Source organism: Pseudomonas sp. P4_D7, from assembly GCF_056401755.1.
The window spans coordinates 188,970-211,291 of record NZ_JBFUIR010000001.1 but is presented as its reverse complement, the minus strand read 5'-3'; the positions used below and the strand labels follow the sequence as shown (position 1 = coordinate 211,291).

General features: G+C 59.7%; 19 protein-coding genes and 1 riboswitch. Of the genes, 8 read left to right on the top strand and 11 right to left on the bottom strand.

Annotated features, from left to right (window positions below):
• The first annotated feature begins 16 nt into the window (after nucleotides 1-16).
• The gene (locus AC1DVF_RS00900; protein WP_038358767.1) at nucleotides 17-595 is read left to right on the top strand and encodes a YceI family protein; all 579 of its coding nucleotides are present in this window, start codon (nucleotides 17-19) and stop codon (nucleotides 593-595) included.
• 259 nt (nucleotides 596-854) lie between these two features.
• On the opposite strand, the gene AC1DVF_RS00895 is transcribed toward AC1DVF_RS00900, so the two are convergent.
• From AC1DVF_RS00895 to ahcY, 4 genes are all read right to left on the bottom strand, one after another.
• Complete coding sequence (locus AC1DVF_RS00895; RefSeq protein ID WP_427119116.1) at nucleotides 855-2,738, bottom strand: RNA helicase RhlE2; 1,884 nt, start codon at nucleotides 2,736-2,738, stop codon at nucleotides 855-857.
• A gap of 222 nt (nucleotides 2,739-2,960) precedes the next feature.
• Nucleotides 2,961-3,773 carry a substrate-binding periplasmic protein gene (locus AC1DVF_RS00890; protein ID WP_477781884.1) on the bottom strand — a complete coding sequence of 271 codons (813 nt, stop codon included), beginning with the start codon at nucleotides 3,771-3,773 and terminating at the stop codon, nucleotides 2,961-2,963.
• Nucleotides 3,774-3,918: 145 nt separating this feature from the next.
• Nucleotides 3,919-4,764 (bottom strand): methylenetetrahydrofolate reductase [NAD(P)H], encoded by an 846-nt coding sequence (metF, locus tag AC1DVF_RS00885; protein ID WP_093429977.1) that lies wholly within the window; start codon nucleotides 4,762-4,764, stop codon nucleotides 3,919-3,921.
• 156 nt (nucleotides 4,765-4,920) lie between these two features.
• The gene (gene ahcY / locus AC1DVF_RS00880) at nucleotides 4,921-6,330 is read right to left on the bottom strand and encodes an adenosylhomocysteinase (protein WP_460089147.1); all 1,410 of its coding nucleotides are present in this window, start codon (nucleotides 6,328-6,330) and stop codon (nucleotides 4,921-4,923) included.
• A gap of 23 nt (nucleotides 6,331-6,353) precedes the next feature.
• Nucleotides 6,354-6,452: riboswitch (S-adenosyl-L-homocysteine riboswitch) on the bottom strand.
• 198 nt (nucleotides 6,453-6,650) lie between these two features.
• Between ahcY and AC1DVF_RS00875 the strand changes: the two genes are divergently transcribed.
• The gene (locus AC1DVF_RS00875; protein ID WP_016984776.1) at nucleotides 6,651-7,058 is read left to right on the top strand and encodes an acyl-CoA thioesterase; all 408 of its coding nucleotides are present in this window, start codon (nucleotides 6,651-6,653) and stop codon (nucleotides 7,056-7,058) included.
• 177 nt (nucleotides 7,059-7,235) lie between these two features.
• Entirely contained in the window at nucleotides 7,236-8,123 is an 888-nt protein-coding gene (locus AC1DVF_RS00870; protein ID WP_099757402.1) for a formate/nitrite transporter family protein, read from the top strand.
• Here AC1DVF_RS00870 and AC1DVF_RS00865 read toward each other — a convergent pair whose 3' ends face one another.
• Together AC1DVF_RS00865 and AC1DVF_RS00860 are read right to left on the bottom strand one after the other, a co-directional pair.
• A complete protein-coding gene (locus tag AC1DVF_RS00865; protein WP_477781883.1) occupies nucleotides 8,124-9,389 on the bottom strand; it encodes a cation:proton antiporter in 1,266 nt (421 codons plus the stop codon).
• 267 nt (nucleotides 9,390-9,656) lie between these two features.
• Entirely contained in the window at nucleotides 9,657-10,826 is a 1,170-nt protein-coding gene (locus AC1DVF_RS00860; RefSeq protein WP_477781882.1) for an MFS transporter, read from the bottom strand.
• 212 nt (nucleotides 10,827-11,038) lie between these two features.
• Between AC1DVF_RS00860 and AC1DVF_RS00855 the strand changes: the two genes are divergently transcribed.
• On the top strand, nucleotides 11,039-11,872 hold the full coding sequence (locus AC1DVF_RS00855; protein WP_093429860.1) for an EamA family transporter: 834 nt from the start codon (nucleotides 11,039-11,041) through the stop codon (nucleotides 11,870-11,872).
• Between the two features lie 38 nt (nucleotides 11,873-11,910).
• Entirely contained in the window at nucleotides 11,911-12,294 is a 384-nt protein-coding gene (locus tag AC1DVF_RS00850; RefSeq protein WP_008081053.1) for an MAPEG family protein, read from the top strand.
• Between the two features lie 121 nt (nucleotides 12,295-12,415).
• Here AC1DVF_RS00850 and mltA read toward each other — a convergent pair whose 3' ends face one another.
• The gene (mltA, locus tag AC1DVF_RS00845) at nucleotides 12,416-13,594 is read right to left on the bottom strand and encodes a murein transglycosylase A (protein WP_460130355.1); all 1,179 of its coding nucleotides are present in this window, start codon (nucleotides 13,592-13,594) and stop codon (nucleotides 12,416-12,418) included.
• 128 nt (nucleotides 13,595-13,722) lie between these two features.
• On the opposite strand from mltA, the gene AC1DVF_RS00840 reads away from it, so the two are divergent.
• Entirely contained in the window at nucleotides 13,723-14,172 is a 450-nt protein-coding gene (locus AC1DVF_RS00840) for a c-type cytochrome (protein ID WP_093429862.1), read from the top strand.
• Nucleotides 14,173-14,246: 74 nt separating this feature from the next.
• On the opposite strand, the gene AC1DVF_RS00835 is transcribed toward AC1DVF_RS00840, so the two are convergent.
• From AC1DVF_RS00835 to AC1DVF_RS00820, 4 genes are all read right to left on the bottom strand, one after another.
• Nucleotides 14,247-14,642, bottom strand: a complete 396-nt coding sequence (locus tag AC1DVF_RS00835; RefSeq protein WP_093429863.1) for a DUF1090 domain-containing protein — start codon at nucleotides 14,640-14,642, stop codon at nucleotides 14,247-14,249.
• Nucleotides 14,643-14,739: 97 nt separating this feature from the next.
• A complete protein-coding gene (ligB, locus tag AC1DVF_RS00830) occupies nucleotides 14,740-16,416 on the bottom strand; it encodes an NAD-dependent DNA ligase LigB (protein WP_477781881.1) in 1,677 nt (558 codons plus the stop codon).
• Between the two features lie 230 nt (nucleotides 16,417-16,646).
• A complete protein-coding gene (gene metK, locus AC1DVF_RS00825; RefSeq protein ID WP_093429865.1) occupies nucleotides 16,647-17,837 on the bottom strand; it encodes a methionine adenosyltransferase in 1,191 nt (396 codons plus the stop codon).
• 18 nt (nucleotides 17,838-17,855) lie between these two features.
• Complete coding sequence (locus AC1DVF_RS00820) at nucleotides 17,856-18,851, bottom strand: ArsR/SmtB family transcription factor (RefSeq protein WP_093429866.1); 996 nt, start codon at nucleotides 18,849-18,851, stop codon at nucleotides 17,856-17,858.
• 259 nt (nucleotides 18,852-19,110) lie between these two features.
• On the opposite strand from AC1DVF_RS00820, the gene tkt reads away from it, so the two are divergent.
• Together tkt and epd are read left to right on the top strand one after the other, a co-directional pair.
• Complete coding sequence (gene tkt / locus AC1DVF_RS00815) at nucleotides 19,111-21,108, top strand: transketolase (RefSeq protein ID WP_093429867.1); 1,998 nt, start codon at nucleotides 19,111-19,113, stop codon at nucleotides 21,106-21,108.
• Nucleotides 21,109-21,258: 150 nt separating this feature from the next.
• Nucleotides 21,259-22,311 carry an erythrose-4-phosphate dehydrogenase gene (gene epd / locus AC1DVF_RS00810; RefSeq protein ID WP_064388120.1) on the top strand — a complete coding sequence of 351 codons (1,053 nt, stop codon included), beginning with the start codon at nucleotides 21,259-21,261 and terminating at the stop codon, nucleotides 22,309-22,311.
• Nucleotides 22,312-22,322: the final 11 nt, after the last annotated feature.

The following is a 22,322-nucleotide window of genomic DNA, read 5'->3' as shown; positions in this document are numbered from 1 at the left end:
CAAAGGAAAAGAAAGCATGTTGAAAAAGACTCTGGCCGCTCTGGCAATCGGTTCTGCACTGCTCTCGGCTGGTCAGGCCATGGCTGCGGACTACAAAATCGACAAGGAAGGCCAGCACGCCTTCGTTGACTGGAAAATCAGCCACCTGGGCTACAGCTTCATTCACGGTACTTTCAAGGATTTCGACGGTACATTCTCGTGGGATTCGGCCAAGCCTGAAGCCAGCAAGATCTCGGTTGATGTGAAAACCGCCAGCCTGTGGTCGAACCACGCTGAACGTGACAAGCACATCGCCAGCAAAGACTTCCTGGATGTTGGCAAGTTTGCTGATGCCAAGTTCGTCTCCACCGCCGTTAAATCGACCGGTGAAAAGACTGCAGACGTGACTGGCGACCTGACCCTGCACGGTGTGACCAAGCCTGTGACCTTCAAGGCTACGTTCAACGGCGAAGGCAAGGATCCATGGGGCGGCGAGCGCGCTGGCTTCAATGCCAAGACCACCCTCAACCTGAACGATTTCGGGATCAAGGGCCCAGGTCCTACCTCGCAAACTGCGGATCTGGACATCTCGCTGGAAGGCGTGAAAGTTAAATAACTTTCCTCCCGCCACACAGAAACGCCCCCGGTCGAAAGATCGGGGGCGTTTTTTATTGCCTACGACACACACGCATCCCCTGTGGGAGCGAGCCTGCTCGCGAAGGCGGCGGGTCAGTCAGCAATGATGTTGGCTGAATGACCGCTTTCGCAAGCAGGCTCGCTCCCACAGGGTATATGCGGTGATTCAGGGGGATTCGTGGCGGCAAAAAAATGCCCCGGCTCTTGCGAGTCGGGGCATTTTATATGGCGGCGTTAACTCAGCGATTGCGGGTCAGCAATGCTGGTTTTTCGCCACGCGGGCGGCTTGGCAGTTGATCGAGCTGCTCAGGCGTCGGGAAGCGGTCGGCTTTCGATTCCTTGTGCATGATCTTCGGGCCGTTGCTGCGCGGGTTCTGCACGGCTGGCTCGCTGCGTGGCTGATCGTCACGGGCCGGACGACGATTGCGCGAGGACGAGGAGGATTCGTCGCGACGACCCGACTGACCATCACGCGGTGCGCCGTTGCGCGGGCCGCTACGCTTGGCTGGCGGGGTGCCGGTGCTCGAACCGTTGCTGTTGCGCGGACCGTTCTGACGACCCTGCGACTGACCGCCACGTGGTGCGCCCGAACCTGCGCCTGCACCTTGAGCCGGTGCGCCTGGACGACGGCCACGGCCGCCGGCAGGGGCTGGTTTTGGTACGTAATCAACGCGGTTACCGAAGTTATCGATATCGTCGTCGAGGAACTCGTCCGGTGCACGATCAGCCGCCGCACGTGGCGGTTGGCTCGGACGCTGTTCGCGGCTCGGAGTGCCTTCGCGCGGTTTCTGCTGACGAGCAGGGCGCTCGCCACGTTCGCCGGCCGGTTTTTCCTTGCCCTTGTCTTTGCCTTTGTCTTTACGACCGCCGCCACCGCCGCTGCCATTCGGGCCGTCGCCGCGTGGGCCACGTGGATTGCGTGGGTTACGCACGTCCGGACGCTCACGCACTTCCGGCTTCTCGGCTTCAATGGTGCTCGAATCGAAGCCCATCAGGTCGCCGTCGGCGATTTTCTGCTTGGTCATGCGTTCGATGCTTTTCAGCAGTTTCTCTTCGTCCGGCGCGACCAGCGAGATCGCCTCGCCCGAACGACCGGCACGGCCAGTACGGCCGATACGGTGCACGTAGTCTTCATCGACGTTCGGCAGTTCGAAGTTGACCACGTGTGGCAACTGATCGATGTCCAGGCCGCGTGCGGCGATGTCGGTCGCAACCAGAATGCGCACCTGGTTCGCCTTGAAGTCGGCCAGCGCTTTGGTGCGCGCGTTCTGGCTCTTGTTACCGTGGATCGCTACAGCCGGCAGGCCGTGCTTGTCCAGGTACTCGGCCAGACGGTTGGCGCCGTGCTTGGTGCGGGTGAACACCAGCACCTGTTCCCACGCGCCGGCGGTGATCAGGTGCGCCAGCAGCGCACGCTTGTGGCTGGCCGGCAGACGGAACACGCGTTGTTCGATGCGCTCGACCGTGGTGTTCGGCGGCGTCACTTCGATGCGTTCCGGGTTGTGCAGCAGCTTGCCGGCGAGGTCGGTGATGTCTTTGGAGAAGGTCGCCGAGAACAGCAGGTTCTGACGCTTGGACGGCAGGCGCGCGAGGACTTTCTTCACGTCGTGCACGAAACCCATGTCGAGCATGCGGTCGGCTTCGTCGAGGACGAGGATTTCCACGTGGGACAGGTCAACGCTGCCCTGGCCGCAGAGGTCGAGCAAGCGACCCGGGCAGGCAACGAGTACGTCGACGCCGCGGGACATGGCCTGAACCTGTGGGTTCATGCCGACGCCGCCGAAGATGCAGGCGCTGACGAATTTCAGGTCACGGGCGTAGATCTTGAAGCTCTCGTGAACCTGGGCCGCGAGTTCGCGGGTCGGGGTCAGGACCAGTACGCGCGGTTGGCGCGGGCCATGACGCTGGGATTTGTCCGGGTGACCGTTGGGGAACAACCGCTCCAGGATCGGAAGGGCGAAACCGCCGGTTTTACCGGTACCTGTCTGTGCCGCAACCATCAGGTCGCGACCTTGCAACACGGCGGGGATGGCCCGCTGTTGCACCGGAGTAGGCTCGGTATAGCCCGCATCTTCGATGGCGCGGACTAAAGCCTCGGAGAGACCGAGGGAAGCAAAGGACATGAGTAATCCTGTTTTAGTTAGGGCTTGGCCCAATGGGAGTCTTGCCTGGCGCGAATCACGTTTAAGAGGACGCAATCCCGTCCGGTCCTGCTGCGGTTCCGAAGGCACGTCTGGAGTGCTCGCGCGGGCTGCAAAGCTGCGCTGTAGCGGGTCGAGAGGCCTGTTACGGTTCCGGGCGTCCGGGCGTGAGCCTGGCGGGAACGCCGGAGTATAACAGAGCAATCACTGCGCGCTGCTTTCCTGCTGCTCAACGGTTTTGCCGCTGGCCGTGGCATTGCCCAGCGGCGCAGCCATGGCGGGAGCCGCGCCGTAGCGTGCGCTCAGCTCGGCGTAAGCCGGTTCGCGCTTGAATCGCTTGAGCTCGGCGCCAAATCGCTGCACCAGCAAATCCATGCCGGCATTGCGTCTAACCGCGAGAAACTGGCTCTGGCGGCTAATGACAGTGGGGTTTTCGGTGATCTGATCGCGAATATCCAGCTCATCGAGCAAGTGCTGACCGACACGGCGATCGGTGATCAGCAAGTCGATGCGGCCGCGCACCAGTTTGCCGAAGTTGGCTTCGTGGGTCGGTGCCGGTTCACGGGTAAACAGTGTTGATTCGCTGAAATCGGGGCTGTACAGATAACCCGGCGAGGTGCCGATGGTCAGGCCTTTGAGCTCTTCGAGTTTGCTGAACGGGTGCGGCCGGTCGTTGGCGTACAACAGGACGAACTCGACGTCCGACAGCGGCTCGCTCGGGTAAAGCAGGGTGGCGTCGCGCTCGTCGCTGTGAAAAATGTCCAGCGCGCCATCGGCCTGACCGGTCTCAAGCATCGACAGGCAGCGCTTCCACGGCAAGAACTGCCATTCGACTTCGATGCCCAGACGTTTGAAGACAATGGCCGTGGTTTCGTAATCCAGCCCGAGGTTTTTACCGTTCTCTTCGTAGACATAGGGCGCCCACGGCTCGGTGACAATACGCAACTTTTCGCCTCGAGCGGCGAAGCTCAGGCAAGCAAAAACCAGCACGGCGAATAACTGCGTGATCAAAGGCATGGCTTGAGATTACGACGAGAAACGCGAAAGAGCCAGAAAGTGCCTGCACAAGCTCTGTTTCGGGCCTTTAAAAGCAAAAAATCGCAGCTGCGACACCCCTGTAGGAGCTGCCGAAGGTTGCGATCTTTTGATCTTTCTATGAGGCTTAACGCGGCAACTTCAGGTTATTCCAGATCGCCAGGCTAGGCTCAGCCTGGTTCATGGAATAGAAGTGCAGACCCGGCGCGCCACCTTGCAGCAGGCGTTCGCACATCTCGCTGACGACTTGCTCACCAAAGCGCTGAATGCTTTGCGTGTCATCGCCGTAGGCTTCCAGTTGCTTGCGGATCCAGCGCGGGATTTCCGCACCGCAGGCATCAGAGAAGCGCGCGAGTTTGCTGTAGTTGGTGATCGGCATGATCCCCGGAACGATCGGCAGATCCACACCCTGCGCCTGCAAACGCTCGACGAAATAGAAGTAGCTGTCGGCGTTGAAGAAGTACTGGGTGATTGCGCTGTCGGCGCCGGCACGGGCCTTGCGGATGAAATTGGCCAGATCGTCTTCGTAGTTGCGTGCTTGCGGATGCATCTCCGGGTAAGCGGCAACTTCGATATGGAAATGATCACCGGTTTCTTCACGAATGAATTCAACCAGTTCATTGGCGTGACGCAGCTCACCGCTGGTCATGCCCATGCCGGATGGCAGGTCGCCACGCAGCGCGACGATACGCTTGATGCCGGCAGCCTTGTACTCGTTCAGCAGGCCGCGCAGGTCGTCCTTGCTGTCGCCGACGCACGACAGGTGCGGTGCGGCCGGTACTTTGACTTCGCTTTCCAGTTGCAGAACGGTGTTGAGGGTGCGATCACGGGTCGAACCACCAGCGCCATAGGTGCAGGAGAAGAAATCGGGATTGTACGTTGCCAACTGACGGGCAACGTTGAGCAGCTTTTCATGCCCAGCATCGGTCTTGGTCGGGAAGAACTCGAAGCTGTAGCGACGGTCTTGGGACATGGTCATACCCTTGGAAACAAGAACCTTCGAGGCGCTGCAATCCCGTGTGGGAGCGAGCCTGCTCGCGAAAGCGCCGGGTCAGACAACACGGATGCTGAATGATAAACCGCCTTCGCGAGCAGGCTCGCTCCCACAGGGAGAGCGAGCAAGCACCTGTTAGTAGCGGTAAGCGTGCGGCTTGAACGGGCCTTCGACGGTCACGCCGATGTAGTCAGCCTGTTGCTTGGTCAGTTGGGTGACCACGCCGCCGAAGCCGCGAACCATTTCCAGGGCCACTTCTTCGTCGAGTTTCTTCGGCAGTACTTCAACGGTCAGGCGCTCGGCTTTCTGGGCTGGCGACAGGTCGGCGTACTTCTGGCCGAACAGGAAGATCTGTGCCAGAACCTGGTTGGCGAACGAACCGTCCATGATGCGGCTTGGGTGGCCAGTGGCGTTACCCAAGTTAACCAGACGGCCTTCGGCCAGCAGGATCAGGTAGTCGTCGTTCTGCGCGTCGAACGCGCCCGGGCCGGTACGGTGGATCTTGTGTACCTGTGGCTTCACTTCTTCCCATGCCCAGTTCTTGCGCATGAAAGCGGTGTCGATTTCGTTGTCGAAGTGACCGATGTTGCAGACAACAGCGCGCTTCTTCAGGGCTTTGAGCATGTTCGCGTCGCAAACATTGACGTTACCGGTGGTGGTCACGATCAGGTCGATCTTGCCCAGCAGCGCTTTGTCGATGCTCGTTTCGGAACCGTCGTTGATACCGTCGATGAACGGCGAAACCAGTTCGAAACCGTCCATGCATGCTTGCATGGCGCAGATCGGGTCAACTTCGGAGACTTTAACGATCATGCCTTCCTGACGCAGCGACTGAGCCGAACCCTTGCCCACGTCACCGTAACCGATGACCAGCGCTTGCTTGCCGGACAGCAGGTGGTCGGTACCACGCTTGATCGCGTCGTTCAGGCTGTGACGGCAGCCGTACTTGTTGTCGTTCTTGGACTTGGTCACCGAGTCGTTGACGTTGATGGCCGGGATTTTCAGCTCGCCTTTGGCCAGCATGTCCAGCAGACGGTGTACGCCGGTGGTGGTTTCTTCGGTCACGCCGTGAACGCGATCCAGTACTTGTGGGTACTTGTCGTGCAGCAGCTGAGTCAGGTCGCCGCCGTCGTCGAGGATCATGTTGGCGTCCCATGGCTGGCCATCCTTCAGGATGGTCTGCTCCAGGCACCACTCGTACTCTTCTTCAGTTTCGCCTTTCCAGGCGAAAACCGGGATACCGGCAGCAGCGATAGCGGCAGCAGCCTGATCCTGAGTCGAGAAAATGTTGCAGGACGACCAGCGTACTTCGGCACCCAGGGCAACCAGGGTTTCGATCAGCACGGCAGTCTGAATGGTCATGTGGATGCAGCCGAGGATCTTGGCGCCTTTCAACGGCTGTTCGCCGGAGTACTTGCGACGCAGACCCATCAGGGCCGGCATTTCCGATTCGGCGATGATGGTTTCGCGACGGCCCCAGGCAGCCAGGGACATGTCGGCAACTTTGTAATCGTTAAAATCTGCAGGCGTGATAACAGCGCTCATGAAGAGCCTCCATTCGTAATGTATGCGAATGGGCGCCGTTGTGCGTTTAGTGTCCGGCCTGAGCCAGTCAACGCCCCATCCGAGCCTGACAGGTTGAACCTGCTGCAGCGCCCCTCGGACAGGTGGCGGGAAAACGGTAGCAAGTGAACGTTACCGTTTTGAAACGGGGGCGATTATAGCCGTCTAGACTGATCTTCCAAAGGGTTTCTGTCGGCCAGATGAAGATCGTTAATGACGACCATAGTCGAAGCCGCATGGAGCCTGACCGCTCAGTCTGCCAAGATACCGTCCATCGTTCGGCAAGACACTCAGGAGTGAAGATGAATTTCCACACCCGCAAATGGGTAAAACCCGAAGACCTTAACCCCAACGGCACCCTGTTCGGTGGCAGCCTGTTGCGCTGGATCGACGAAGAAGCGGCGATTTACGCGATCGTCCAGTTGGGCAATCAGCGCGTGGTGACCAAGTACATTTCCGAAATCAACTTCGTCAGCGCCTCGCGCCAGGGCGACATCATCGAACTGGGCATCACCGCCACCGAGTTCGGCCGCACCTCGATCACCCTGACCTGCGAAGTGCGCAACAAAATCACCCGCAAAAGCATTCTGACGGTTGAGAAGATGGTGTTTGTGAACCTCGGTGAAGACGGTTTGCCGGCTCCGCACGGGCGCACTGAAATCAAATATGTGAAAGATCAGTTCCAGGAAGATGAATTGGTCACCAAATAACATCGGCGGTGCTTTCTTCGCGAGCAAGCTCGCTCCCACAAGGATTACGCTTTACCTGTGGGAGCGAGCTTGCTCGCGAAAGCGGTTGTCCTGTCACCGAAGATTGATCAGGCCACTGAACAGCCATGAACCGCCGGGGTCGTAGGTAAACCCCCCCCCCCCCACGGTTCCCACGCCATGACCACCCCCACCGACGGCAAGACCCCCGATCTCTCGGCCGATGAGCAACACGAAGTCGAGAAAAGCCAGCCGCCCCGCGCGGCCGTTCTGCATGAAATCATCCGCACCCAAGGCGATCAGGAACTGGAACGCAGCATCGCCGCGCTCTGGTGGTCGGCGTTGGCGGCGGGGTTGACCATGGGCCTGTCATTGATGGGCATGGGCCTGCTCAATTCGCGTCTGCCCGAAGGTGACGAGTTCAAGGTAATCGCCAGTTTCGGCTACTGCGCAGGCTTCCTCGCGGTGATCCTCGCCCGCCAGCAACTGTTTACCGAAAACACCTTGACCGCCGTATTGCCGGTCATGACCAAGCCGACCCTGAAAAACTTCGGCCGGTTGATCCGCCTGTGGACAGTGGTTTTGGTCGGTAATCTGTGCGGGACGATTCTGGTTGCGTACGTGATGCTCGAACTGCCGATCTTCGACACCAAGACTGACCACGCCTTCCTCGAAATTGGCCGCAAGGTGATGGAGAACCACGCCAGTCAGATGTTCGCCAAAGGCATCGTTTCCGGCTGGATGATCGCCACCATGGTCTGGATGATCCCGTCCATGGAGAGCGCGAAGATGTGGATCATCATCCTCATCACTTATCTGATGGCGCTCGGCGATTTCACCCATATTGTGGTGGGTTCAGCGGAAGTGTCGTATCTGGTGTTTGCCGGCGAGTTGCCGTGGAGCGATTTCTGGATGGTCTTCGCAGGTCCCACGCTGGCGGGGAATATCATTGGTGGCAGCTTTATCTTTGCGCTGATCAGCCATGCGCAGATTCGCAGCGAGAGCGGTGCGCCTAAGGAGCCTGCGGATCAGGCCGGGAAACCTGATCCGCAGGAGATCAAAAAATGATCAGTGGTGAGCGGCTTCGCTGATGGTCACGGGCTCGTGGCGAGTCGCGTACTTGACCAGTTTGCCGATGGTCAGACCCTGCAACAGGATCGATGACAGCACCACGATGTAAGTGATGCTCAGCAGCAGATCGCGCTCCGGGCCCAACGGCAGGGCCAGCGCCAGTGCCACCGAAACACCGCCGCGCAAACCGCCCCAGGTCAGAATCCGGATGGTGCCGGCCGGCACCGTCCGCCAGCGGCGCAGCAGGACAATCGCCGGGGCCACGGTGAGCAGGCGCGACAGCAGAATCGCCACCGCCAACAAACCTGCCGCGGCCATGTGCAACCAGTTGAATGGCAGCAGCAACAGTTCCATGCCGATCAACGCGAACAGCAGCGCGTTGAGCATGTCATCGAGCAATTCCCAGAAACCGTCCAGATAACGACGGGTCATGTCATTCATCGCCAGATTGCGCCCGACGTTACCGATGATCAGACCTGCGACCACCATCGCAATCGGTGCGGAAACGTGAATCTCGGTAGACATCGCCGAACCACCAATGACCAGCGCCAGCGTCAGCATCACGGTGATTTGATGTTGCTCGACGCTTTTGATCATTCGATAAACCAGATAACCGATCAGGCCGCCAAACAGCACGCCGCCAATCGCTTCGTGCACGAACAGCATCGCGGTGGCGCTGATGGTCGGGGTTTCGCCGAGTTGGGCGATGCCCAGCAACACGGTGAACACCACCACGGCTGTGCCGTCGTTGAACAGCGACTCGCCGACGATGGTGGTTTTCAGCGGTTTCGACGCATTGGCGGTACGCAGCACGCCGAGCACCGCGATGGGGTCGGTCGGCGAAATCAACGCGCCGAACAGCAAGCAATACAAGAAGCTCACGTGCCAGCCGAACAGGGCGAAAATGTAATAGGCGAGGCTGCCGATCACCGTGGTGGCAATCAACACACCGAAAGTCGCCAACAGACCGATGGGCCAGCGGTAGCTGCGCAGGTCGTTGAGGTTGACGTGCAGGGCGCCGGCGAACAGCAGGAACGAGAGCATCCAGTTCATCAGCAGATCGCCGAAGTCGATCTGGCCAATCAGTTGCTGCACGCGTTCTTCGAGACCGGGGTAACCGAGCACGCTCAGGCCTTGCAGGATCAGCGAGAACAGTAGCGCGGTGACCATCACGCCGATGGTCGGCGGCAGGCCGATGAAGCGGAAATTGACGAAGGTGAGGAGGGTGGTGAGGCAGATGAAAGCGGCGACAAGTTCAAGCATCCGGGGTCCTTTGGATGAGGGGTGAGTGGAGCGCGCCCGATGTTTGGGCGCAGGGGTTTGATGGGCTGAGAGCGACAGAGGGCACAAGCTTCCCTCACCCCAGCCCTCTCCCGGAGGGAGAGGGAGCCGACCTTATTGTCTTGTGGCATGCATCGACCTGAATAACCGAGTCGATTATGGATTCGGCAATGCGCGTTCAGGTCGGCGTACTTCTGAAGCATCCCCCATTCAGTCCCCTCTCCCTCTGGGAGAGGGTTAGGGTGAGGGCTAGCCGGACACATTGACCGCAGCCGCTTCGCGACGTTGCAGATAGATGAAAAACAGCGCCGTCAGCACCGTCAATACACCGACCAGCGCACCCGTCCATGGCAAGTCCGCCAGATCCGCGCCACTGGCCACCACCAGTCCGCCGATCCACGCACCCGCTGCGTTGCCAAGGTTGAATGCGCTCTGGTTCAACGTCGAGCCCAGGTTCGGTGCTTCATGCGCCTGATCGATGATCAGCAGTTGCAGAATCGGGCACAGCGCAAAAGCGAAAATCCCCCACAGCGCCAGCGTGATTGCCGCTGGCACCACCGAGCGACTGGTCTGACTGAACGCCGCCAGAATCACCACCACCGCCAAGGCCACACCGACCAGCGACGGCAACAAACGGCTATCAGCCAGACGCCCGCCGAGCATGCTGCCACCGGTCAAACCGACGCCGAACAACAGCAACATCACCGTCACGCCATGCGGGCTGACGCCGGTGATGTCCTGGAGGATCGGCGCGATATAGGTAAACACGCTGAACAGACTGGTCGACGCGAGCACACTCATGCCCAGAGCCAGCAACACGTTGACCTTGCCCAGTACCTTGAATTCGCTGGCGAGGTTGGCCTTGTCCATGGGGATGTGTTTTGGCAGCCACAACCATTGCGCGAGCGCCGCAATCACACCAATCACCGACACCGCCCAGAACGTCGAGCGCCAGCCGGCATACTGCCCGAGCGCCGTGCCCAGCGGCACGCCGAGAACGTTGGCCAAGGTCAGGCCGGTGAACATCATTGCAATCGCCTGCGCGCGTTTGTTCGGTGCGACCAGCCCGGCGGCAACCACCGAGCCAATGCCGAAGAACGCGCCGTGACAGAGGGCTGTGACCACACGAGCGGCCATCAGCGTCGCGTAGTTGGGCGCCAGTGCGCAGAGGATGTTGCCGAGGATGAACATCAGCGTCATGCCCAGCAACGTTGCTTTGCGCGGCATGTTTGCGGTGCCGATCGCCAGGATCGGGGCGCCGAAGACCACGCCCAGGGCGTAGCCGGTAATCAGCAGGCCCGCATGGGGAATGCTCACGGAGAGGTCCCGGGCGACATCGGGCAGCAGGCCCATGATGACGAATTCAGTGGTGCCGATGCCGAACGCGGCAACAGCGAGTGCAAGCAAGGCGAGTGGCATGCGCAAGGTCTCTGTCGATAGTCTTGACGCTTTGATCAGGCATACGCAGGCCGACGACCGATCTCGATGGAGGGCGGTGCAGGCAGGGATTATTGGTATTTTTCTGTGCGCAACTGAGTGCGGCGTGGTCGCTTGCAGTATAAACAGCTGCTGACACATCGCGAATCAATAATCTGACTAATTGGCTCGCTAACAACAATAAGGAGTGGAACGTGCTGGCGACAGCTTTGGTATTGATGGCGGCGCTGTTGCATGCGACGTGGAATACGTTAATCAAGTTCAGCGCCGAGCGACTGTTGGTGGTGGCGTGCATGGACACCGTGGCGCTGCTGGTCGTTGCCATCGCGTTTCCATTCGTGAGCTTGCCGCCCATGGAAATCTGGCCATGGATTCTCGCTTCGGCAGCCTTTGAGCTGCTGTATCGCTATCTGCTGATTCAAGCCTACCGGGTCGGCGATCTCGGGCTGGTATATCCGCTGATGCGTGGATTATCGCCTTTGGTGGTGCTCGCGCTGACCCTGATCTTCGCGGGAGAGGTGCTCACCACGCAGCAAATCTTCGGCATCATGCTGATCCCGTTCGGCATGGTTTGTCTGCTATGGCAGGGTGGCGGTGGCAAGCATTTGCCATGGTCGATGCTGCCGGTGGTGGCGCTGATCGGCCTGTGCATCGGCTGCTACACCTACATTGATGGCCAGGCGTTGCGGCGCTGGTCCCATCCTTTGGATTATCTGGTCTGGGTCACGCTGCTCAGCGCCTGGCCGTTTCCGCTGTTGGCGTGGGTCGCCAAGCGTCCGGCGTTCATGTTGTTCTGGCGTGAGCAATGGAAGCTGGGGTTGGCGGTGGGCTTCTGCGTATTGGCCAGCTACGCTCTGGTGCTGTGGGCGATGCAATTGGGCTCGATTGCGGAGGCGGCGGCATTGCGCGAGATCAGCGTGATTCTGGTAGTGCTGTTCGGTATGCGTTACCTCAAAGAACCTTTTGGCCGGCCGCGGCTCTTAGCCTGTGGGCTGGTACTGATCGGCATGCTGGTAATGAAGTTCTGACCGCTCGCGAACTCTAAAACTCGAAAAAGGACGGCGTTATGACGGTGGCTCTGTGGTGTGTGTTGATTGCGATTTTCCTGCCGTATATCTGCACTGGCGTAGCGAAAGCCGTGGGCGGCTACCGGCTGAGTGATAACCACGATCCGCGCGACTTTCTCGAAAGTCTCAACGGTGTGGCGAGGCGTGCCCATGCCGCGCAGATGAACAGCTTTGAAGTGACGCCGGCATTTGCGGCGGCAGTGATTGTTGCGCACCTGGTGGGGACGGCGGAGCTGGTGACGGTCAATGTGCTGGCGGTGCTGTTTATCACCAGTCGCCTGCTCTACATCATTTGCTACCTGGCGGACTGGGCGATCCTGCGCTCGCTGGTGTGGTTTGTGGGGATGGGGTTGATTGCTTCGTTCTTCTTTGTGTCTGTTTGATTATCGGTGTTGCTGATGGCCTCATCGCGAGCAGGCTCACTCCTACATTTTGGAATGCGTTCCCCTGTAGGAGTGAGCCTGCTCGCGATAGCTATCTGATTACCTCAGCAAATTCCAAGGGTTACTTCTTCTCTGTATCAGCCACCTGCGGTACTTGCGGCAGCGCTGCGCCTTTGGGCCAGAGCATCCAGATCTGCCCCTGCTGTTTCATGTCCCCGGCCAGTTGTCCGGCCGCATCACCGGTGCCCCAGAACAGATCCGCACGCACCTCGCCGGCAATCGCGCCGCCGGTATCCTGTGCCGCCACCGGGCGAACCAGTGCCGTGCCATCCGGTTTTGTCGTCGACAGCCACAGCAGGCTGCCCAACGGAATCACCTTGCGATCCACTGCCGCGCTATAACCGGCAGTCAACGGCACGTTCAGCGAACCGCGCGGGCCTTCGTTGCTGTCCGGGTTGCGCGTGAAGAACACGTAGCTCGGGTTGCTGCCCAGCAGTTCCGGAATGCGCGAAGGATTGGCCTTGGCCCAGTTGCTGATCGCGCTCATGGTCACGTCTTCTTTCTTCAGCTCGCCTTGCTCGACCAGCCAGCGCCCGATTGGGCGATACGGATGGCCGTTCTGATCGGCGTAAGCGATGCGCAACTGTTTGCCGTCCTCGGTCTGAATTCGCCCGGAACCCTGGATCTGCAGGAATTGCAGATTCATCGGGTCGGTCAGGTAGGCAACCACCGGAGCTTTTACACCTTTGGATTCAATGGTGGCGGCATCGTCGTAAGGCTTGAGCACGCGACCTTCGAGGCGGCCGCGCAGGCGTTTGCCTTTCAGCTCCGGGTAAATGCTGTCCAGCGAGACAATGATCATGTCTTCGGGCACGCCGTACACCGGCACATTGGCCGTGTCGGTGGGAGTCAGGCTGCCGGGGTAGACCGGTTCGTAGTAACCGGTGATCAAACCGTTCGGGTTGTCGTTTTCAGCGCGCAGGCCGTAAACGTCGAGGTTTTGCTTAAGGAAGGCGCGAATCTCGCCAGCACTTTGTGGCACGTTGGCCGCAGCGGCGCAGGTGGAGCCCCATACGGCATCAGCTTTGAGTCGGGTGCAGGCGCTACGCCACGAACCGAAACCGGCGACCAGATCGCTATCGGATACTGCCGGCAGTGCTTCCCAGGTGGCGCTGGAATAAGTGGCCAGTGCGTGGGTTTTTGGTTTGGCGCTATCACCGCCAGTGCAGCCAGCGAGAATTGCCACTAGAGGCAGGGATGCGATCAGCGGGTGACGCCAGGCCTTGAAAGGGCTGTTCATGGAGTAATTCCTGTGCCGGTTGACCGAGTGCTCCATGCGCTCGAGCAACCCGTATTTTTAATAGGGCTATTGGTGTTTGGCGGTGACGCGAGGATACTGGCCGCCGAATTCCGTGACCTGAAGCCACCATGACTCTTAAAAGCATTTCTGTTGTATTGCTGGCCTGTCTGACCTTGTCCGCCTGTGGCGGTGTCGATCCGAATTCTCCACTGGGCCAACGCAAGGCGATCTTCAAACAGATGCTCAAGACCGGTGAAGATCTGGGAGGCATGTTGCGTGGGCGCATTCCGTTCGACGGGCCGAAATTCGCCGAGGGCGCGGTCAAGCTTGATGCGTTGTCCCATGAGCCGTGGAAGCACTTCCCGCAGGTTCGCGAAGAAGATCACACCAGCGCCAAGGACGATGTCTGGAAACAACAGGCACGTTTTCAGGAAATGGCCCGCAACCTTGAAGCCGCCACCGGTGAATTGGTGATTGCCAGCCAGGTGCAGCCGTACAAGGCCAGCAATCTCGGGCCTGCGGTGCAGAAAGTTGAAGATGCCTGCAGCGCTTGTCATAAACAGTTTCGCGATCATTGATATTTAAAAGATCGCAGCCTGCGGCAGCTCCTGCCCTGATCAAGGAGCTGCCGCAGGCTGCGATCTTTTGATTTTTACTTATCGATTTCGTCCAGCGCGTCCTGAAGTTCTTTGCGCGATTCGGCGAGTTTGTCTTTGCGCTTGTTGATCTTCTCTGGATCGCCTTTCTTCATCGCCTTGTCGAGATCAGCCTGGCGCTTGCTCACTTCGTGCTTGGCGTCGAGCACCTTGTTTTCGCGTTCTTTCTTCAGGCCCGCGTCGGTGCAGTGTTCGGTCACCTCACGCAGGGCAGTTTCCAGGCCTGCCTGCTGATCAGCGTTGCCACGCGACTTGGCCTGTTCGATCTGGTTCATGATGCCTTGCTTCTTGGCCGCGCAACCGGTCAGGCCCGGGGCGTCTTCGTCGGCCATGACAGGGGCGGCCATCACGCCACAAAGGGTCAGCATGGCGAGCGGTGCGAGAAATTTCATAAAAGCTCCATGTGCAAAGGCAATCGGGTCGGGGCGGCACTGCGCTGTTGGAGCGCCTCGGTGGTGGTTGGGTTCCCGGGGTACCGGGATTGCGTGCTCAGAAACCGTCGATGCCGGCGTTCCGCAAGGTATCGCTCAAGGCTAACACCTGCGGGTCGCGGAAGAAGGCGCTCAATTGCGCTGCGCGACCGGGGCCGATACCGGGTTCTGCCTGCCATTGTTCGGTGTCTCGTTGTGCCAGCGCCTGCCATGAATCGGGGAGTTGTGCCTCACCGCTTGGCGGCAAGCCCAAAGCCTTGAGCCACTGAGCGAAGGGCCGTTGGCGGGCGCTGTGAAAACTGTGCATCAGGCGGGCGCTGCTGCGTTCGCCAAAGCCGGCAATGTTAGCAAGCTCCGGCTCATCAAGGGTCAACCAATCCAGCAGGTTATTCAGGCGGCCTGTTTCGAAAAGTTTCTCCCAGGTGCCGCGACCGACATGCTGCATCGCCAGTCCCTGCTTGCCACTGAGCCAGGTCAAGCGGGCGAGAAACTGGCTTTCGCAACCAGGGGTAGGTTGCCAGCAACTCAAGGTATGGAAGTCGTCGGCGTTGGGGAGGTTGATCTCTGCCCGCTCGGCGGTTCGCAGCACGACGCCGTCGAGCCGGGGAATGGTCAGGCCGGCGAGGCTGATGGCGACCTGATCACCAGGACGAATATCCAGTGCCTGCCAGCGTTTTAGCGAACTGGCGCTGACCCGTTTTATCTCTCGGTCATCGAGCCTGACCGGGTTCAGCTCGATCACCGGGGTGATGCGCCCGGTGCGCCCGATCTTGAAATTGACCTTGCGGACTTCGGCCAGTACCTGCGCGAATGGGTATTTCCAAGCGATGGCCCAGTAGGGAGCACGTGCCTGCCAGCGTTCGGCGGGTGGGCGCTGACCCTGACGCAGAACCACGCCGTCGGTTGCGAAGGGAAGGGGTGAGCGATACCAGTGATCGCGCCATTTCTGCGCCTCTGCGAGTTTGCTGACCGGTTGGCTGTAAGGTTCCGTCGTGGCGAAACCCAGCGTCGCCAATCCGGTTATTCGCTTGGGCAAGTCCAGGGGGCTTTGCGGCCAGTCCCAGGCGAAGAATCCGATTCCGGCGGCTTGTTCTGTATTCAGGAATTTACGCCCCATCAATCCGGCGACGGTGGCGCGAGCGTTGACGCTGCCGGATTTGGCTTGCACGTGTTCGTTCAAGCGCCAATAAAGTTCGCCTTGTACCAGCAGGTCCAGCGGTTGCGTCAGGCGTTGCGGAATGGCGGCGATCTTTTGCACTGATGGCGTCCAGTCCTGGCCCCGAATCCCGTCACCACGACTGATGGCCTGATGCAGAACGCCTGCGCGGTAAATCAGCGTCACCGCGACGCCGTCGATCTTGGGTTGTACCCAGACATTCCGGCGGTCGCGTAGCCACGCTTCCACGGCGGCTGCTTCGTGTAATTTATTCAGGCCGGTATGGGCGATGGGGTGTGTGATTGAACCTGAGGTGGTGCGCAGTGGCACAGGTGCGGGTGGCAGATCGAAGCAGCGCTGCCACTCACTTAAGCGCAGACGTGACTGATCGTAGAGTTCGTCGGCAATCAGCGAGCGGCCTTCGCGGTGATAGGCGTCGTCCCATTGGTTGATCTGTTTGTGCAGGGCGGTGATTTCGCTTTTTGCTTGAGTAGCTGGCCATTTCGGGCAATCGGCGTGGGCGTTGAGGGCCGTACAGGCCACGAGGAAAACAAACAGCAGGCGCAGCGTGACAAGCATGGTGAGCGTCCTTGCTCAGGGGGAATGCTTGAAGGTTAGAAGACAATCTGGAGCGTGGTAGACGGGGTGTTTTGCGGGGTGTGTCTGGCCGGAAATTGATGTCGGTTCGGCTGGCCCCTTCGCGAGCAAGCTCGCTCCCACAGGGGGGCGAGTTCAAAACTGTATTTCAGGCATGAAAAAGCCCCGCACGGGGCGAACCGTGCGGGGCTTTTTTGTACCGCCAGGGAGTCTTACAGACCAGCAGCAGAACGCAGGGCGTCGGCGCGGTCGGTTTTTTCCCAGGTGAACGTGGTGAAGGTGTCTTCGCCAACGGTCTTGGTCTCTGACGCGCGACCGAAGTGGCCGTACGCTGCAGTTTCCTGGTACATCGGGTGCAGCAGGTCGAGCATAGTGGTGATTGCGTATGGACGCAGGTCGAACACTTCACGCACCAGTTTGACGATCTTGTCATCGCTGATCTTGCCGGTGCCGAAGGTGTTCAGCGAGATCGAAGTAGGCTGAGCCACACCGATCGCGTAGGAAACCTGAATCTCGCAACGCTCGGCCAGGCCGGCCGCGACGATGTTCTTGGCAACATAACGGCCAGCGTAGGCAGCCGAACGGTCAACCTTCGATGGATCTTTACCGGAGAACGCGCCACCGCCGTGACGGGCCATGCCGCCGTAGCTGTCGACGATGATCTTGCGACCGGTCAGACCGCAGTCACCTACCGGGCCGCCAATGATGAACTGGCCGGTCGGGTTGATGTGAAACTGGGTGTCTTTGCTCAGCAGTTCGGCAGGCAGCACGTGCTTGACGATCAGCTCCATCACGCCTTCGCGCAGGTCTTTGTACGACACTTCAGGGTTGTGCTGGGTCGACAGAACAACCGCGTCGATACCAACAACCTTGCCGCCTTCGTAACGGCAAGTCACTTGCGACTTGGCGTCCGGGCGCAGCCAAGGCAGCAGACCCGATTTACGGGCTTCGGCCTGGCGCTGCACCAACTGGTGCGAGAAGGTGATCGGCGCTGGCATCAGCACGTCGGTTTCGTTGCTGGCGTAGCCGAACATCAGGCCCTGGTCGCCGGCGCCCTGATCTTCAGGCTTGGCACGGTCAACACCTTGGTTGATGTCTGGGGACTGCTTGCCGATGATGTTCATCACGCCGCACGTCGCGCCGTCGAAGCCGACTTCGGAGCTGGTGTAGCCGATGTCGCAGATGACGTCACGAACGATCTGCTCCAGGTCGACCCAGGCGCTGGTGGTCACTTCACCGGCAACGATGGCCACGCCGGTCTTGACCAGGGTTTCCACGGCAACGCGTGCGTGTTTGTCCTGGGCAATAATGGCGTCCAGCACCGCATCGGAAATCTGGTCGGCGATTTTGTCCGGATGTCCTTCGGACACGGACTCGGAGGTGAAGAGGGAGTATTCGCTCATCTCGATGTTTTCCTGAATTTACCGATGGTGAGTGTCGCCAGCCGGTCGCTGAAAATGGCGGACCTGGATCTGGAAACCATTACGTAAGCCTACATAGAGGCTTTCCCCGGGAACGAGTCCCGCAGCGGTGGCCCAACGGGCCAAATCGTCCTGTTCAAACCCCAACCACAGATCACCGCAGGCCTCCCTGGCCCAACTCTGGTTGTGGCTACATAACTCTGTCACGAGCAGGCTACCGCCCGGTTGCAGCAGGTTGGCCATATGCTTGAGTGCGTCGGCCGGCGCGGCGAAATGGTGCAACACCATGTTCAACACCACGCAATCGGCCGTAAGGCTTGTGCCATTCAATGCATCGGCCAATTGCAGGCTGACGTTAGCCAGCTGTTCACGTTCACATACCTGGCGCGCCAGTTCGAGCATCGCCGGGCTGTTGTCCAGCGCGGTTACGGTGCCGAAGCGACGGGCCAGTTCCGGCAAAAAAGCACCATCGCCGGGGCCGACTTCAATGGCCGTGGCTGCACCATCGAAGTTCAGTTTGTCGAGCAGGGCCAGCACGCTGTCACGGTATTGCGGCAGGCCTGCGATCAAGTCTTGCTGGGCACGGAATTTTTCCGCCACCCGGGTGAAAAAGTCCTGACTGGCGGCGGCACGTTGGCCGTGAACCTGTTCGATGCGCGCTTGCACGTCGTCAGGCAGTGCCAGGTTGTCGACTTCTTCTAACAATGCAGCGTGCAGCTTGCCGCCGAGCAATTCGGTGTGGGGCAGGGCGCGGCGATAAAAGATCGCGTTGCCTTCGCGGCGCGTCGCCACCAGATCAGCCTGGGCCAGCACCTTGAGGTGGTGACTCATGCCGGACTGACCAATGCCGAAAATCTGCGCCAGCTCCAGCACGCCGAACGAATCGTTGGCCAGCGCGCGCAATACATTCAGGCGCAGCGGATCGCCGCCGGCCTTGCACAGGGCCGCCAGCTCGTCGCAATCGTCATGGCGAATGGAAGGCACGCGTAAGTTCATAGGGCTGGCAGTCTAGAGAGGGGGGCAAATCATCGCAAGGCCAATATCAAAAAGTTTTGATATTGCTCGATAAATGGCACTTCTCCCGAAACGGTTAACTCTACAAACGAACAGCGGAAAGGTTTCACCTACCGAAACCACTGCTATCCATTGGAAAAACGCCTCCGGATGACTATCTGTCATTGCCCCGAGGCGCTCCGGTGAGGGAAAATGCCCTCCTTTTTTCCGTTTCAATCTATTCACACCCAGGAGATCAGCGATGCCTAGCCGTCGTGAGCGTGCCAACGCCATTCGTGCCCTCAGCATGGATGCCGTGCAAAAAGCCAACAGCGGCCATCCCGGTGCCCCTATGGGTATGGCAGATATCGCCGAAGTGCTTTGGCGCGACTACCTCAAGCACAACCCGAGCAATCCATCGTTCGCCGACCGTGACCGCTTCGTGCTGTCCAACGGCCATGGCTCGATGTTGATCTACTCGCTGCTGCACCTGACCGGTTACGACCTGTCGATCGAAGACCTCAAGCAGTTCCGTCAACTGCACAGCCGCACCCCGGGCCACCCTGAATTCGGTTACACCCCGGGCGTTGAAACCACCACCGGCCCGCTGGGTCAGGGCCTGGCCAACGCCGTCGGTTTCGCTCTGGCAGAAAAAGTCCTGGCAGCGCAGTTCAACCGCCCAAACCACAACATCGTTGACCACCACACCTACGTGTTCCTGGGTGATGGCTGCATGATGGAAGGCATTTCCCACGAAGTCGCATCCTTGGCTGGCACTCTGGGTCTGGGCAAGCTGATCGCTTTCTACGATGACAACGGCATCTCCATCGACGGCGAAGTCGAAGGCTGGTTCACCGATGACACGCCGAAGCGTTTCGAAGCCTACAACTGGCAAGTGATCCGCAACGTTGACGGTCACGACCCGGAAGAGATCAAGACCGCCATCGAAACCGCGCGCAAGAGCCCGCTGCCAACGCTGATCTGCTGCAAGACCACCATCGGTTTCGGCTCGCCGAACAAGCAGGGCAAAGAAGACTGCCACGGCGCCCCACTGGGTGATGCGGAAATCGCGCTGACCCGTCAGGCGCTGAACTGGAACCACGGCCCGTTCGAAATCCCGGCCGACATCTATGCCGAGTGGGATGCCAAGGAAAAAGGTCGCGCGGCCGAAGCCGAGTGGGATCAGCGTTTCGCTGCCTACTCCGCTGCATTCCCGACCGAAGCCAACGAACTGGTGCGTCGTCTGAGCGGTGAGCTGCCGGCCGATTTCTCCGAAAAAGCTTCGGCTTACATCGCTGAAGTTGCGGCCAAAGGCGAAACCATCGCCAGCCGTAAAGCCAGCCAGAACACCCTGAACGCGTTCGGCCCGTTGCTGCCGGAACTGCTCGGCGGCTCCGCTGACCTGGCCGGTTCCAACCTGACCCTGTGGAAAGGTTGCAAAGGCGTCAGCGCTGAAGATGCCAGCGGCAACTACATGTACTACGGCGTGCGCGAATTCGGCATGACCGCAATCATGAACGGCGTGACCCTGCACGGCGGCCTGGTGCCTTACGGCGCGACCTTCCTGATGTTCATGGAATACGCCCGCAACGCCGTGCGCATGTCCGCGCTGATGAAGAAGCAAGTGATCCACGTCTACACCCACGACTCCATCGGTCTGGGCGAAGACGGCCCGACGCACCAGCCGATCGAACAACTGACCAGCCTGCGTACCACACCGAACCTCGACACCTGGCGTCCAGCCGATGCCGTTGAATCGGCGGTGGCCTGGAAAAACGCTCTGGAGCGTAAGGACGGCCCATCGGCGCTGATCTTCTCGCGTCAGAACCTGCAGCACCAGGAACGCGATGCCGGCCAGATTGCCGACATCAGCCGTGGCGGTTACGTGCTGAAGGACTGCGCAGGCGAGCCTGAGCTGATCCTGATCGCCACCGGTTCGGAAGTCGGTCTGGCTGTTCAGGCGTTCGACAAGCTGACCGAACAAGGTCGCAAGGTGCGTGTGGTTTCCATGCCGTGCACCAGCGTTTTCGATGCTCAGGACGCTGGCTACAAACAAGCCGTGCTGCCGTTGCAGGTCAGCGCGCGTATCGCGATCGAAGCGGCACACGCCGACTTCTGGTTCAAGTACGTGGGTCTGGAAGGTCGCGTGATTGGCATGACCACTTACGGCGAATCGGCTCCGGCTTCGGCACTGTTCGAAGAGTTCGGTTTTACCCTGGAAAACATCCTGGGTCAGGCTGAAGAACTGCTGGAAGACTGATCCAGAAAAGATGTCGTCTGAGCTGACGCCTTCGCGAACAAGCTCGCTCCCACATTGGAACGCATTTCCCTGTGGGAGCGAGCTTGCTCGCGAAAGCGTTGGTTCGGGCAACATCGCACTGCCTGATTCACCACGGTAATCGAGAACCCCATGCCTCAACCGCGTCCCTTCAAAGTTGCACTCAACGGCTACGGCCGCATTGGTCGTTGCGTCTTGCGTGCGTTGTTTGAGCGAGGCGAGAAAGCCGGGTTTGAAATTGTCGCGATCAACGATCTGGCGGACATGGCCAGCATCGAATACCTGACACGCTTCGACTCCACTCACGGCCGTTTTCCGGGCGAGGTGCGAGTAGAAGGCGATTGTCTGCATATTAATGGCGACTGCGTGAAGGTCCTGCGCAGTGCCACCCCCGAAGGCATCGATTGGGCGTCACTGGGCGTCGATCTGGTGCTTGAATGTTCCGGTGCCTACAACACCCGTGAAGACGGCCAGCGTTTTCTCGACGCTGGCGCGCCGCGCGTGTTGTTCTCGCAGCCGATGGCCAGCGAGGCGGATGTCGACGCCACCATCGTTTACGGCGTCAATCAGGATTGCCTGACCGGCGACGAACTGCTGGTGTCCAACGCCTCCTGCACCACCAACTGCGGCGTGCCGCTGTTGCGCTTGCTCGACAAGGCGATCGGCCTCGATTACGTGTCGATCACTACGATTCACTCGGCGATGAACGATCAGCCAGTGATCGACGCCTATCACCATGAAGACCTGCGCCGCACCCGTTCGGCGTTCCAGTCGGTGATCCCGGTGTCCACCGGTCTGGCGCGCGGCATCGAGCGCCTGCTGCCGGAACTTGCCGGGCGAATTCAGGCCAAAGCCGTACGCGTGCCGACGGTCAACGTGTCCTGCCTCGACATCACGATGCAGACCGCCACCGCGACCGACGCCAATGAGGTCAACCGGATCCTGCGCGAAGCCGCCACCAGCGGCCCGCTCAAAGGCCTGCTCGCCTATACCGAGTTGCCGCACGCCAGTTGTGATTTCAACCATGACCCACATTCGGCCATCGTCGATGCCAGTCAGACCCGTGTTTCCGGCCCTAAGCTGGTGAACATCCTGGCCTGGTTCGACAACGAATGGGGTTTTGCCAACCGAATGCTGGACGTAGCAGAACACTATCTGCAAACAGCAACTTCAAAAAAACCGTAGGAAGTGCGACC